We start from the raw sequence: 13462 nt of genomic DNA on the forward strand, positions 1-13462 counted from the left end.
TGATCCGCTGATCCGACGAGATTAGCGGACGTCAGAATGTCCTGACAAATGTTGACACCAGGGAAAGTGTGCTGTCAGGCATGGCTGATATCCGGGGAATCCGGGGAAGGAGTCCGGACGGCGCGGGCGCCGAGGTAGGCGTCCAGGGCGGCGGCGCCGGCGAGCATGGCCCGGCCCTGGGCGGCCAGCCGCGCGTGCCAGTCGCGCAGGGTCGACTCCAGCGGGACGACCCCGCCGGCCGCGCGGACCTGGGCGATCAGCGGGGCGATCTGCGCCAGCAGGTAGCCGCCCCGCCGGAGCTGGTGGGCCAGCCGGACGTCCCGCACGTCGGCGGCGCTGTAGACCCGGTAGCCCGTCCGCGGGTCGCGGCGCGGCCGGACCAGCCCGGCGCCCTCCCACTTGCGCAGGGTGGCCGGCCGGATGCCGAGCCGTCCGGCCAGCGGTCCGATGAACGTCTCGCCGCGCTCGGCGGGCACCGGCGCCAGGTCGCCGAGCGCGGCCTGCACGGCCTGCAGGGTGCGGCGGTCGTCGAGCAGCCGGCAGTGGCTCTCGTCGATGATCCGCAGCGCGTCCTCGGCGGCGTCCCGGTTCACCGCCTGCATGATCGACGTGGCCGTGCGGTGGCCGTGCGCGCGCGCCAGGGTGAGGAAGGCGCGCAGGGCCTGCGCGTGCAGCGGGGTGTAGGTGCGGTAGCCGTGGACGGTGCGGCCGGCGACGGGCAGGATGCCCGCCTCCTCATAGTTGCGGACGGCCTGGGGGGACAGGCCGTGCTCGCGCGCCAGATCCACCGGTCTCATGGCTGCCCCGCTGTTTGAGGGTTCTCACGACAATAACTGCTCAATACGCTGGCAAGTTTACACCGTATGTTCAACGATAGCGTTGAAGGTATGGACATCACGGACATGGCGCGGCCGCTCGACGGCGCGGGAATCTCGGCGTTCCTCCGGTCGCTGCCCGCCCGGCCCCTGCTGCTCGGCCTGGGAGAGGCCAGGCACTTCGTGGCCGAGTTGGGGGAGACGCGCAACGAGATCTTCCGGCACCTCGTCGAACACGAGGGGTACCGGTCGTTCGCCATCGAGAGCGACTGCCTGATGGGCCTGGTGGTGGATGACTACGTCACCGGGGGTGCGGGCACGCTCGACGACGTCATGGCGCGCGGCTTCAGCCACCGCTTCGGCACCGCACCGGCCAACCGCGAGCTCGTCCGCTGGATGCGGGCCTATAACCAGGAGCACGAGGAGAAGGTCCGCTTCTTCGGGTTCGACGGCCCGCTGGAGTACTGGGCGGCGAGCCCGCGCCAGGCGCTCACCGCGCTACGCGCCCTGCTCGACGGGCCGCTGGTGGACGCGGTGGTGACCGAGGAGACCTTGGAGACGTTGCTGGGCCCGGACGAGCGGTGGTCCGACGAGGCCACCGTCATGGATCCGTCCCGGTCGATCGGCCGGTCCGCCCAGGCCCGGCGGCTGCGGCTGATCGCCGACGAGCTGGTGGCCTTGCTGGAGACGCAGGCGCCGCGGCTCGCCGCCCCGGAGCGGGCGCGGGCCGAGTTGTACGGGCGCACCGCCGTCGGCCTGCTCCGCTACCATCACTGGCTGGCCGACGCCTCCCCGGTGCGGATGAGCCATCTGTCGGCGCTGCGGGACGCGATGATGGCCGGCAACCTGCGTGCCGTCGCCGAGCACGGCCCGGCCCTGGTCTTCGGGCACAACCTGCACTTGCAGCGGCCCCCGAGCCGCATGCCGCTCGGCGACCTGCGGCTGGAGTGGTGGAGCGCCGGGGCGATCATCGCGGCGCACCTGGGCGACCGGTACGCCTACCTGGCCTCGGCGTTCGGCACGGTCGGCGAGGACGCCCCGCCCCCCGGCAGCCTGGAGGGCATGCTGTCCACCCTCCCCTGGGAGCGCGCGGTGGTCGACGCCCGCCGGCTGGCCGCGGCCGTCAAGGCGCCCGACCCGCGCGTCTCCCGCGATTTCGCGTACTTCCCGATCGATCCCGCCGGGCTCGACATGATGGACGGCGTCGTCTTCCTCCGGCGAGCGGCCGGGATCGCGCCTTTTCCGTCGTGATCGCGCCCCTCATGTGGCCGGCGCCGGCCGGGTGATTCGGCTGACAGCGATTCAGGTGACGGCGACGCTGGGGACGGCGCCGTCAAGCCGGGCTGATCGAGCCCGCGCCGATCGGGGCCGGCCCGCGTGAGGACGGCGGCCCGCGGGCGCCGGTCAGCCTTCCAGGGCGTAGCGCATGACGCGGAACTTGGCCTGCGCCTCGGCCAGCTCGGCGGCCGGGTCGGAGCCGCCCATGATGCCGCAGCCGGCGAACAGCCGGGCCCGGCGGCCCTCGACCTGGGCGCAGCGCAGCGCGATGCCCCACTCGCCGTCGCCACGGCCGTCGATCCAGCCGACCGGCCCGGCGTAGCCGCCGCGGTCCATGCCCTCCAGCTCGCGGATGACGTCCAGCGCGACACCGGTGGGCGTGCCGCCGACGGCGGCGGTCGGGTGCATGGCCGCGACGACGTCGAGCACCGACGCGCCGTCGGCCAGCCGGCCGCGCACCCGGCTGGCCAGGTGCTGGACGTTCGGCAGCACCAGCAGCTCGGGCTCGGCCGGGATGTCCAGGGCGGCGCACAGCGGGGTGAGCGCCTGGCGGACCGAGGCGACCGCGCACGCGTGCTCGTGCCGGTCCTTGGCCGAGGCGAACAGGGCCGCGGCCTGCCCGCGGTCCTCGGCGGCGGTCGCGCCGCGGTAGGTCGTGCCGGCCAGCACCAGGGACTCGACGGCCGAGCCGGTGTGCCGGACGAGCAGCTCGGGGGTGGCGCCGACCAGGCCGGCGCAGGAGAAGGTGTAGCAGCCGGGATAGGCGCGGGCCAACCGGTCCAGCAGCAACCGCACGTCGATGTCGCGCTCGCCGGTGGCCACCAGGTCGCGGGCCAGCACGACCTTCTCCAGCCGGCCCGACCTGATCTCGGTGACCGCGCGGGCGACCGCGTGCTGCCACTGCGGCGCGCTCAGCGACCCGTCCCCGTAGACGACGCGGCCCGGCGTGCCGGCCGGGGCCATCAGGTCGATCGGCGGCTCTCCGACGGTGGTGAGCCAGGCGTGGCCGCCCCGCCGGCCGAGCAGGACCCGCGGGACCACCAGCACCGAGCCGGCGACGTCCGGGTCGAAGGTGAAGGAGCCGAAGGCGACCGGGCCGGAGCCGGGGACCCGCACCTCGTCCTCGACCCGCAGCTCGTCGAAGACGGTGGCCAGCCAGCGCCGCGCCCACTCGAAGCGCCCCTTGCCCGGCGGCACCGCCACCCGGGCGGCCTCGCCCCACGCCACCAGGCCGTCGCCCCGGTGGACCCAGGCGTACGGGGCGACCTGCGGTAGTCGCGCGACCAGGTCCTCGGGGTGGTGGACCGGGACGGTGCGGACCAGCGGGGGGCGGGTTATACCGAGCGCGACACTCACTCTGCCCACCTTATGCGGAAACTGAACGCGTTCGACATCGGGTGCCGCTCTGGCCGCCCGCCCGGCCCGCCGGGGGAGTGCGGTGGCCTGTCAAGCCACGATAGGGACTTGGTCAACGGTAGCAACGCCTGGCCGCACGGTGATGGAGACCGCGGTGCCGGGGCCCCTACGTTGGGTGGCCGGGACGGCGGGGGAGGGGTCATGGTCGGCAGGCTGGTGTCCGTGCTCGCGGCCGCGGCGGTGGGCACGGCGGGCGCGGCGGTGCCGGCGGCGGGCGGGACGGCGGCACCGGCCGCCGCCGAGGCCCGTGCCGAGATCCGTGCCGAGATCCGTGCCCAGGTCGGTGCCGGGGGGCGCGCCAGGGGTCGTGCGGCGGCCGAGCCGGTGCCCGCGGTGATGGCGGCCCTCGGCGATTCCATCACCGCCGGCTTCAACGCCTGCGGCTGGTACGCCGCCTGCCCGGCGCGTTCCTGGTCCACCGGCGACGCGGCCGGGGTGCGCAGCCACTACCTGCGCCTGCTGGCGCTCGACCCGGCGCTGCGCGGGCACAACCTCAATTTCGCGGTGCCCGGCGCCACCAGCGCCGGGCTGGCGGCCCAGGCCGCCCGGGCGGTCGCCGCCCGCGCCGGATATGTCACGGTGCTGATCGGCGCGCAGGACGCCTGCTCCCGCCGGCAGGCGCGGATGACCCCGGTGGCGACCTACCGGGCGCGGATCACTCGGGCGTTCGCGCTGCTGGCCACCACCGGAACGAAGATCTTCGCGGCCAGCGTCCCGGACCTGTGGCGGCTGTGGCGGATCGGCCGCGACAACATGGTCGCCCGGTCGTTCTGGGCGATCGGCCACATCTGCCCGGCCATGCTGGCCGACGCCGCCTCCGATGCCCGCGCCGACCGGCTCCGCCGCGCGCGGGTGCGGGCCCGGGTGCGCGCCTACAACGCGGCGATGGCCGAGGTGTGCGCGGCGTACGGCCCGGGCTGCCGGTACGACGGGGGCGCGGTGTTCGACTACCCCTTCACCCTGGACCACGTCAGCGCCTGGGACTTCTTCCATCCCGACGATCAGGGCCAGCGGGCGCTGGCGGAGGTGACCTACGCGGCCGGTTTCCGGTGGGACGCCGCCGTGGCGCCCGCGCCGCAGGCCGCCCGGCGGCGCTGACCCGGCGGCCGCCGCGGGAGCCGCCGCCGGGCGGCCGCCGCCGGGGGCCGGGCCGCCCGCGGTCACAGCCAGCCGTTGTGGCGGGCCAGCGCGGCCGCCTCGATGCGGTTGCGGGTGCCGGTCTTGCCGATCGCCGCCGACAGGTAGTTGCGGACGGTGCTCTCCGACAGGTGCAGCCGGCCGGAGATGTCGGCGACGGTCGACCCGTCGGCGGCGGCGGCCAGCACGTCGCGTTCCCGTTCGGTGAGCGGGCTGGGGCCGGTGCTCAGCGCGGCGGCGGCCAGCGCCGGGTCGATCACCCGCTCGCCGGCGAGCACCCGGCGGATCGCGGCGGCCAGGTCCTCCACCGGGCCGTCCTTCACCAGGAAGCCCGCCGCGCCGGCCTCCATGGCGCGGCGCAGGTAGCCGGGCCGGCCGAACGTGGTGAGGATGAGCACCCGGCAGCCGGGCAGCCGGTCGCGCAGGTCGGCGGCGACCTCCAGGCCGCCGCGGCCGGGCATCTCGATGTCGAGCAGGGCCACGTCCGGCCGGTGCTCCAGCGCGGCGGGCAGCACCGCGTCGCCGGCGGCGACCTGGGCGACCACCCGCATGTCCGGCTCCATGTCGAGCAGCAGGGCGAGGGCGCCGCGCATCATGCCCTGGTCCTCGGCGAGCAGCACCCGGATCTCGGCCGGCCCGGTCAACGCGGCACCTCCGGCAGGATGACCTGGAGGTGGAACCCGCCCTCGGGCCCGTCGGCGGCCGCCAGCTCCCCGCCGGCCGCCTCCACCCGCTCGCGCAGACCGGGCAGGCCGTGGCCTGGGGAGCCGGACCTCGCCGGTCCGGCGCCGCCCCGGCCGTCGTCCTGGATGGAAAGGACGGTGCGGCCCTGGCCGGCGGTCAGGTCGATCCGGCACGATCGGGCGCCGCTGTGCCGGATCAGGTTGGTGACCCCCTCGCGGACGGCCCAGCCGAGCAGGGCGTCGGTCTCCGGAGGCAGGGCGATCACCGGGACGCGGATGGCCGGCGTCACGCCCGCGTCGGCCAGGACGGCGCGGGCCGCGTCCAGCTCGGCGGCCAGCCCGCGGCCGCGGTACCCGGTGACGGCGGCGCGGACCTGGGTCAGCGCGTCGCGGCCGGTGCGCTCGATGTCGGCGGCCTGCCCGGCGGCCGCGGCGGTGTCGCCGGGCAGCAGCCGGCGGACCGCCTCTGCCTTGACCACCATCACCGAAAGGGTGTGGCCGAGCAGGTCGTGCAGGTCGCGGGAGAAACGCAGCCGCTCCTGCTCCACCGCGGCCCTGGCCAGCTCCTCGCGGGTCGCGCGCAGCTCGGCGATGACGTCGAACAGCCGCAGGATGATGGCCGGGACCAGCCCGGCGGTGAAGGTGCCCCAGGCCATGGACAGGATGCCCGACCAGTCCTCGCCGTTGCGGGCGGCGAACAGCACCGCCGCGGCCATCACGGCGCCGAGCGCGACGCTCGTCTGGCGCAGGGAGGTCAGCGCGACCCCGCAGGCGATGGCGAGCAGCAGGAAGAGCATCTGCCAGCCGCTGGACAGCGCCGCGTTGAGCAGGACCACCAGCGCGCCCAGCGCGGGCAGCGGCCACCGGGCGGCGTGGCCCGGGCGGGTGAAGGCCAGCCGGATTGTGTACACGTACAGCGCGGTCACTCCGGCGATTCCCGCCACGGCGAGCCAGACCGGGCGGGCGTCGCCGTGCAGCGTGTCCCACACCGGGACGGCGAGCAGCGACAGCCAGGGCAGGAAACCGCGGAAGGTCGGCCCTTGGGCGGCGAAGTCGCGCCCGGCCCGTCCGCCGCGGGGCGCGGCGGACGGCGGCGCCGAGGAGCCGGGGGACGACCCGGCGGACGTCCCCGCCGACCTGGAGGTCACGGTCACCGCCCCAACCTAGCCGCTCGCCGGCTCATGCCCGGCGGCCGGCGTAGCGGTAGCCGTACCGGGCGTACATCCCGAGGACCAGCAGCCAGCCGAGCAGGATCAGCGCGGAGCGGAGGGTGGGCGACTGGCCGAAGGCGACGTGCCGGGCGATGTCGGCGTAGTTGTGGGTGGGCGTCCACTGCGCGATGGCCTTCAGCCAGCCGGGGAAGCGCTCGATGGGCAGCCACAGGCCGCCGGCGACGGCCAGTCCCATGGTGGCGGCGAGGTTGGCGAGGCCGGCCGACTGGCCGGTGAGGCGGTAGCCGTTGCCGAGCCCGAACAGGGTGAAGGGGATGGTGCCGAGCCATAGCAGCGCGACGATGGCCACCCACTGGGCGGGCCGCAGCGTGACATCGTTGATCAGCACGCCGGCCAGCAGCACCGCGGCGATGCCCGGTACCACCACGACCATGCCGGTGACGGTCTTGCCGGCCAGCACGGCGGTGGGGGACAGGGGGGTGAGGCGGAGCTGGCGCAGCCAGCCGGTGGCGCGGTCCTCGCCGAGGCCGGTGCCGTTGTTGAAGGCCGATCCCATGCCGCCGTAGGCGGCCATGCTGACCATGATGAACAGCGCGACCTCCTGCCGGCCGTCGCCGGGGGCCAGCCCGAGGGTGGTGAAGATCAGGTACATCACGGTGGGCATCGCGACGCCGAAGACGAGGAAGGTGACGTCGCGCAGCACGCGGGCGAGTTCCAGGCGGACGTAGCCGAGCATCACAGGGAGGTCCCTTCCAGGGCGGGGGTGGCGGCGGAGCCGGCGGTGAGGGCGACGAAAGCGTCCTCCAGGTCGGCGGGTGCGACCTCCAGGTCGCGGATGGCGCCGGCCGCGGCGATGGCGGCCACGGTGGCGTCGGAGTCGGTGCAGCGCAGGTGGGCCCGGCCGCCGCGCAGTTCGACGGAGGTCACTCCGGGCAGCTCGCGGAGCCAGGTGGTGGAGTCGCCCGAGACCGTCAGGCTGACGGTGGTGAGCGCGGCGACGCGCTTGATCTCCCGGCTGGTGCCGTCGGCGACCACCCGGCCGCGGTCCACGACCACGATCCGGTCGGCGTGCTCGTCGGCCTCCTCCAGGTAGTGGGTGGAGAAGAGGACGGTCTTGCCGCGGGCGGCGAACCGCCGCATGCCCTCCCAGAACCGGCGGCGGGCCTCGACGTCGAGCGCGGCGGTCGGCTCGTCCAGGATGAGCAGGTCGGGGTCGCCGACCAGGGCGAGGGCGAACCGGACCCGCTGGGCCTGACCGCCGGAGAGCCGGTCGACCCGGCGGCCGGCCTCGCCGGTGAGCCGCGCGGCGGCCAGGACGTCTTCCAGGGGGAGCGGGGCACGGTAGGTGCCGGCCACGAACCGGAGCAGTTCCTGGACGGTGACCCGGGAGGGCAGCCCGCCCTCCTGCGGCATCGCGCCCATCCGGCCGTCGCGCAGCGCCTGCTCGGCCGGACCGCCGAAGATGGCCGCCCGGCCGGAGTCCGGCTCGACCAGGCCGAGCATCATGCCGATGGTGGTGGACTTGCCGGCGCCGTTCGGGCCGAGGAGGGCCACGGTCTGGCCCGAGGGGATGTCCAGGTTCAGGCCGTGCACGGCGCGGACCGTCCCGTATGTCTTGGTCAGCTCAGTGAGCGACACCGCTTCGCTGCTCATGGATCGAATCTAGGAGGACCCCGCGCGGCGGGGTAGGCATCGAGATCCCCTGCCGGGCAGGACAAATGTCCCGCCCGGCAGGGGGTTGTGATCTACATTGTTAAGCGCATCGCTCGCGTACTGTTCGAACACGCACGGCCGGGCGGCTTCGGTTCACCGTTCCGGCGCGCGGCCGGGCGGCCTCACCCTACGGCGGTCCCCTCGAGCTCGACCATCAGTTCGGTGATCGCCAGCCGGGTCACCCCGAGCAGCGTGGTGGGCGGTGTCACCCCGGCGGCGCCCAGCCGCGCGGCCAGCACCCCGTAGTGCTCCAACAGCCGGTCGACGTCGGTGGTGTAGACGTTGAGCCGGACCAGGTTCGCCAGCGACATGCCGGCCTCGCCGAGCACGGCCGCGAGGTTGTCCAGGCTCAGCGCCAGCTGCGCCGCCATGTCACCGGTATGCTGGGGCCGGCCGTCGCCGTCCGTCGCGGTCTGCCCGGCGCAGAACAGGGTCCGGGTGTGCCCGGAGACGACCTCCCCCTGGTCGTACCCCACCTTCACCGACCACTCCCACGGGTTGACCGGCGTTCGCTCCACTGCCATCTCGGCTCCTCATCATTTCGTCGATCCGGCGTCCCCAGGCCGGCCCGGTGGCCGGATGCCGGACGCGTCGCCGAGCCTCGCAGAGAAATCACGACACCTTCTGTCATGTATTTCGATAATCTTCGCGGGTGCGCGCCGACCGGCTGGTCTCGCTGGTGCTGCTGCTGCGCCGGCACGGCCGGCTGCCGGCGGCCGCGCTGGCCCGCGAGCTGGAGGTGTCCACCCGCACCGTGCTGCGCGACATCGAGGCGTTGTCGGCGGCCGGCGTCCCGGTGTACGCCGAGCGCGGCCGGCACGGCGGGTTTGCGTTGCTGCCCGGCTTCCGGACCGAGCTCACCGGGCTCACCCCCGATGAGGCCCTCGCGCTGCTGGTCGCCGGATCGCGGCGCGGCGCGCAGGCGTTCGGCCTCGGCTCGGCGCTCGCCACCGCGATGCTCAAGGTGATGGACGCGCTGCCGGAGGGCTACCGGGACACCGCCGCCGGCGCCGCCGGGCGACTGCTCATCGAGCCGCAGACCGACCTGCTCTCGCGCCGGCTGGTCGAGGAGGAGGTGCCGGACGCGATCGCGGCCGAGGTCCTGCGCGCGGTGGTCGCCGGACACCGGCTCGAGATCCAGTACGCGGCCGCGGACCGGCCCCCGACGTGGCGCACGGTGGACCCGATCGGCCTGGTCACCGTCCGCGACCGGGGCTACCTGCTGGCCACCAGGTCCGGCGCCGACCGCACCTACCGGCTGTCGCGGATCCTGGCCGCCAGGGAGCTCGACGAGCCCGCCCGGCGAGCGGACCGGGTCGACCTGGACCGTGCCTGGCGGGACCGCGGCACCCGATTCCGGGCCGGCGGCGACCAGGTCGCCGTGCTGGCGCGGGTGGACCCGGCGGTCCGGGAGGACCTGATGGGCACCGCGCTGGCCGTCCGCACCGAGGAGACCGGCCCGGACGGCCGGCTGCGGCTGGAGGTCACCTTCCAGGATCGCCGGCACGCCGAATGGGCGCTGTGGCGGCTCGCCGCCGGCGCCGAGGTGCTGGCCCCGCAGTGGCTGCGCGACGCGCTGGGCGACCGGGCCGCCGCGATCGCCGCCCGCTACGCGCGGCGCCCGGCCCCGCTCGCCGGCCGGCCGGACGAGCCGGATCACATCGGGACCGGCTGAGCGCGGCGGCCGCGCGCGCGATGCCGGGCGGCACTTCTATGATCTACATTGTAAAGGCGCTGGATCGGAGTAGTTGATCACTGGGTGTCCTCGCCGGCCGACCATCGCCGTGGCGGCAGCGACGGGAGACTCAGCCGGGGACGGTCGGTCGGGTCCGGCGTGTGGGGAGGGAAGGCGGCCAGCCGTTCCAGGGCGGCCTCGATGGCGCGGTCCAGCTGGGTGTCGGCGCCGCGGGCGTGGTCCTGCGGCGTGATGTCGACCTCGATGTCGGGGTCGGTGCCGTAGTTCTCCACCCGCCAGCCGACGTCGTCGAAGGCGAAGGAGAACTCCGGCTGGGTGGTGACGGTGCCGTCCGCCAGCCGGTGCCGGGGCCAGATGCCGATCACCCCGCCCCAGGTGCGCTTGCCGACCAGCGGGCCGAGCCCGAGCAGCTTGAAGGTGTGGCTGAAGATGTCGCCGTCGGAGCCGGCCCACTCGTTGGTGATCGCCACCATGGGGCCGCGCGGCGACTCGGCCGGGTAGGGCTCGGGGACGCCCCATCGCGGGAAGTCGTAGCCGAGCCGCCGGCGGGCCAGCTTGTGCACCAGCAGGCCGGACACGTTCCCGCCGCCGTTGAAGCGGACGTCGACGATCAGGCCGGCCCGGTCGTACTCGGCCAGGAAGCCACGATGGAACTCGGCGTACCCGCTGATGGACATGTCGGGGATGTGCAGGTAGCCGATCCGGCCGCCGGTGCGCTCGTGCACCAGGGCCCGGTTGGCCGCCACCCAGTCGCGGTAGCGGCCGGCGCGCTCGTCGCCGACGGCGCGGACGGTCACCGTGCGGGGCGGGTCCTCGCCGCGCCGGACGGTCAGTTCCACCTCCTCGCCGGCCTGGTTGACCAGCAACCGGGCCGGCCCGCCCGGGATGTCGGCCGGCCGGCCGTTGACGGCCAGCACGGCGTCCCCGGGGCGCAGGTCCAGTCCGGGACGGTTGAGCGGGGAGGTGGCGTCGGGGTCCCAGGGATCGCCGTGCACGATGCGCTCGATCACCGGGACACCGCCGGCGGTCGACCAGTCGACGCCGAGCATGCCCTGGGAGTAGTGCGGTCCAGGACGGTACTCGCCGCCCATCTCGTAGGCGTGGGAGGTGCCGAGCTCGCCCTGTAGCTCCCACAACAGGTCGGAGAACTCGCCGCGGGTGCCGACCCGGTCGACCAGCGGAAGGTAGCGCTGGTAGACGGCGTCCCAGTCGATGCCGGCCATGTCCTGCAGCCAGAAGTGCTCGCGCTGCAGGCGCCATGCCTCACGGAACATCTGCCGCCACTCGGTGTCCGGGCGGACCGAGACCTTGACCCGGTCCAGGTCGACCCAGCCGCCGGCCCGGCCCGGCGCGCCGTCCTCGGGCGGCGTCTCGCCGGCCCTGACCACCCGGAGCCGTTCTCCCGACTGGTACAGCAGGGTGGTCCGGTCGGGGCCGAGGCGGAAGTCGGCGACGTCGGAGATCAGGGTCTCGCATTTCTGCTTGGTCAGGTCGAAGACCTTGAGGGCGCAGCCGGCGTGCTCGGCGTGCTCGTCGCCGTGGCCGCCCTGGACCGGCCGGCAGGTGAACAGCACCTTGTCCTTGGTGGCGGCGATCCGCTCGTAGCGGCCTTCGGGCACCGGGAAGGCGACGACGCGGCGGTCGATGCCCGCAAGGTCCACGCGCAGCTCGGCCGCGGGTTCGGTCCCGGCGTCCCGGCCACCTTCCCGGTCGCCGTCCGGGCCGGCCGGCGGGTCCTCGCCGGCCTGCTCGTCGGCGGGGGCGCCGGCCGGACGTGCCTCGGCGGGCCGGCGGTCCTCGCCGGCCGGCAGCGGGCGGGGCTCGGTGAAGAAGGGCGAGGGGACGTCGGCGCGCAGGGTGACGGCGTAGGGCCGGGTGCCGAGCGGGAAGCCGAGGTCGAACTGCAGGGCGTCGTGGACGGGGTTGAAGACCCGCTGGCCGATGAAGTACAGGTGGCGGCCCTGGGGGTCGAAGGCGGGGCGGGCGTCGCGCAGCACCGGGCGGGTGGCCTGGTGGGCCTGGCCGGTGTCGGGGTGGTAGAGCTTGATCGCGGTGGTCTGCGCGCTGTCGGGGCAGGTGTAGGCGAGCCAGTCGCCGGCCGGGGACCAGGCGGGGTCCTCGATCCGGCCGTAGGGGCTGCGGTCGGCGAGGGTGAGGATGGGGTCGCCGTCGGCGGGCAGGTCGACGACCAGCAGCTCGTTGCGGTGGTTGGTCAGGGCGATCCGGCCGGTGGCGGAGACCTCCAGCTCCAGGGCGCGCCCGGTGTCCAGAGTGGTCAGCCGGGCGGGGGGCTCGCTGCCGTCGGCGGCCAGCACCACCAGCACCTCGCGGTCGCCCTCGTCGCTGGCCGCCGCGACCAGCCGCCGGTCGTCGGGCAGCGGGGTGAGCAGGCGGTAGCGGACGCCGTCCGGCTCGCCGTGCTGGCGGACCGGGCCCTCCCAGTTGCCCAGGGAGTACGCCTTGCCGCGGGTGGTGATGGCCAGCCGGCTGCCGTCGGGGCCGAGTCGCGCGCTGTCGAGGTAGCGGGCGGCGGGGACGAAGCGGCGGCCGCGCTGGGTGCGGGAGCTGCCGAGGCGAACGTCGATCCGCCGGGTGCGGTCGGTGGCCGGGTCCAGCAGGTACAGCTCGGCGGCGGCGTGGTAGACGAGCCGGCGGCCGTCGGTGGACAGGTTGCGGGCGTAGTAGTCGGCGTGGTCGGTGTGCCGGCGCAGGTCCTGGCCGTCGGGGGTGCAGGAGTAGACGTTGCCGACGCCCTCGTGGTCGGACAGGAAGTAGACGCGCTCGCCGGTCCAGCAGGGGGAGGCGAGGTTGCCGTCCAGGGTGATGAGGCGGGTGAAGGCGCCGCCGCCGTCCCGGTCGATCCACAGGTCGCCGACGGTGCCGCCGCGGTAGCGCTTCCAGCGGGCCGGGTCGGCGGTGTTGCGGCCGAGGACGACGCCGCCGCCGGGGCCGTAGGAGATGGAGTTGGCCGGGCCGTAGGGGAGGCGTTCGGTGGCGCCGGTGGTGCCGACGCGGTGCAGCCATCGGTAGCGGGAGAAGGGCTGGCGGGCGTCGGTGGTGTAGATGACGCCGCCGGCCGGGTCCCAGCCGGTGACGGTGCAGCTGCCGCCGTCGTAGGTGAGCCGCCGGGCGTCGCCGCCGTCGGTGGGAATGACGTAGACCTCTTCGGGCCCCTCCTCCTCGCCGACGAAGGCGATGTCCTTGCCGTCGGGGGAGAACCGGGGGTAGCCGGCCTCCGCGACGCCCGCGGTCAGGCGGTAGGCGCGCCCGCCGCCGGCGGGGACGAGCCACAGGTCGTCCTCGGCGGTGAACGCGACGAGGTCATCACAGATCGTGGGGAAGCGGAGGTAGCCGGACATCGATCCTCTTGTTCGGGGGGCGGGAGGCTCGCCATGACCGCGTGCCGGTGGCGGGGCCGGGCCGGAGGTGCCGCCGGTGCCGGGAACGGTCCGCCGGCCTCGCGGCCGGTGGACCACCGGTTTGATCATGGTTGTGGTCGTCTGCCCAATGTAGAGGCTGGGCCGGCCCGGCGGATACCGCCTCGGCGGCGTC

11 protein-coding genes are annotated in these 13462 nt (G+C 74.8%); 3 read left to right on the forward strand and 8 right to left on the reverse strand.

Features of this window, described 5'->3' with window-relative positions:
• Window positions 1-74 precede the first annotated feature (74 nt).
• Window positions 75-797 carry a TioE family transcriptional regulator gene (locus Sru01_RS19215; RefSeq protein ID WP_203988289.1) on the reverse strand — a complete coding sequence of 241 codons (723 nt, stop codon included), beginning with the start codon at window positions 795-797 and terminating at the stop codon, window positions 75-77.
• 90 nt (window positions 798-887) lie between these two features.
• Between Sru01_RS19215 and Sru01_RS19220 the strand changes: the two genes are divergently transcribed.
• Entirely contained in the window at window positions 888-2066 is a 1179-nt protein-coding gene (locus Sru01_RS19220; RefSeq protein ID WP_239137558.1) for an erythromycin esterase family protein, read from the forward strand.
• Window positions 2067-2219: 153 nt separating this feature from the next.
• Here Sru01_RS19220 and Sru01_RS19225 read toward each other — a convergent pair whose 3' ends face one another.
• Window positions 2220-3449: an isochorismate synthase gene (locus Sru01_RS19225; protein WP_203988301.1), complete on the reverse strand. Its 1230-nt coding sequence runs from the start codon at window positions 3447-3449 to the stop codon at window positions 2220-2222.
• Between the two features lie 201 nt (window positions 3450-3650).
• Between Sru01_RS19225 and Sru01_RS19230 the strand changes: the two genes are divergently transcribed.
• Window positions 3651-4607: an SGNH/GDSL hydrolase family protein gene (locus tag Sru01_RS19230; RefSeq protein WP_203988303.1), complete on the forward strand. Its 957-nt coding sequence runs from the start codon at window positions 3651-3653 to the stop codon at window positions 4605-4607.
• Window positions 4608-4669: 62 nt separating this feature from the next.
• Here Sru01_RS19230 and Sru01_RS19235 read toward each other — a convergent pair whose 3' ends face one another.
• The 5 genes from Sru01_RS19235 to Sru01_RS19255 form a co-directional block, all read right to left on the reverse strand.
• Window positions 4670-5290 (reverse strand): response regulator transcription factor, encoded by a 621-nt coding sequence (locus Sru01_RS19235; RefSeq protein ID WP_275412188.1) that lies wholly within the window; start codon window positions 5288-5290, stop codon window positions 4670-4672.
• A complete protein-coding gene (locus Sru01_RS19240) occupies window positions 5287-6483 on the reverse strand; it encodes a sensor histidine kinase (protein WP_203988305.1) in 1197 nt (398 codons plus the stop codon). The genes Sru01_RS19235 and Sru01_RS19240 overlap by 4 nt, the downstream gene beginning before the upstream one ends.
• A gap of 25 nt (window positions 6484-6508) precedes the next feature.
• Window positions 6509-7237, reverse strand: a complete 729-nt coding sequence (locus Sru01_RS19245; RefSeq protein WP_203988307.1) for an ABC transporter permease — start codon at window positions 7235-7237, stop codon at window positions 6509-6511.
• Window positions 7237-8154, reverse strand: a complete 918-nt coding sequence (locus Sru01_RS19250) for an ABC transporter ATP-binding protein (protein WP_203988309.1) — start codon at window positions 8152-8154, stop codon at window positions 7237-7239. Before Sru01_RS19250 ends, Sru01_RS19245 begins: the two co-directional genes overlap by 1 nt.
• A 182-nt stretch (window positions 8155-8336) precedes the next feature.
• Entirely contained in the window at window positions 8337-8732 is a 396-nt protein-coding gene (locus Sru01_RS19255; protein ID WP_203988588.1) for a RidA family protein, read from the reverse strand.
• 134 nt (window positions 8733-8866) lie between these two features.
• Between Sru01_RS19255 and Sru01_RS19260 the strand changes: the two genes are divergently transcribed.
• The gene (locus Sru01_RS19260; protein ID WP_203988317.1) at window positions 8867-9889 is read left to right on the forward strand and encodes a helix-turn-helix transcriptional regulator; all 1023 of its coding nucleotides are present in this window, start codon (window positions 8867-8869) and stop codon (window positions 9887-9889) included.
• Window positions 9890-9966: 77 nt separating this feature from the next.
• Here the strand turns inward: Sru01_RS19260 and Sru01_RS36265 are convergent, their stop codons facing one another.
• The gene (locus tag Sru01_RS36265) at window positions 9967-13269 is read right to left on the reverse strand and encodes a S41 family peptidase (protein WP_203988325.1); all 3303 of its coding nucleotides are present in this window, start codon (window positions 13267-13269) and stop codon (window positions 9967-9969) included.
• Window positions 13270-13462 lie beyond the last annotated feature (193 nt).

Origin of the sequence: Sphaerisporangium rufum, assembly GCF_016863395.1 — a bacterium.
GTDB lineage: Bacteria > Actinomycetota > Actinomycetes > Streptosporangiales > Streptosporangiaceae > Sphaerisporangium > Sphaerisporangium rufum.

Excerpts from the sequence above, each read along its gene's own strand:
- Sru01_RS19215 (WP_203988289.1), bottom strand. The coding sequence starts at position 797 with ATGAGACCGGTGGATCTGGCGCGCGAGCACGGCCTGTCCCCCCAGGCC.
- Sru01_RS19220 (WP_239137558.1), top strand. The coding sequence starts at position 888 with ATGGACATCACGGACATGGCGCGGCCGCTCGACGGCGCGGGAATCTCG.
- Sru01_RS19230 (WP_203988303.1), top strand. The coding sequence starts at position 3,651 with ATGGTCGGCAGGCTGGTGTCCGTGCTCGCGGCCGCGGCGGTGGGCACG.
- Sru01_RS19245 (WP_203988307.1), bottom strand. The coding sequence starts at position 7,237 with ATGCTCGGCTACGTCCGCCTGGAACTCGCCCGCGTGCTGCGCGACGTC.
- Sru01_RS19250 (WP_203988309.1), bottom strand. The coding sequence starts at position 8,154 with ATGAGCAGCGAAGCGGTGTCGCTCACTGAGCTGACCAAGACATACGGG.
- Sru01_RS36265 (WP_203988325.1), bottom strand. The coding sequence starts at position 13,269 with ATGTCCGGCTACCTCCGCTTCCCCACGATCTGTGATGACCTCGTCGCG.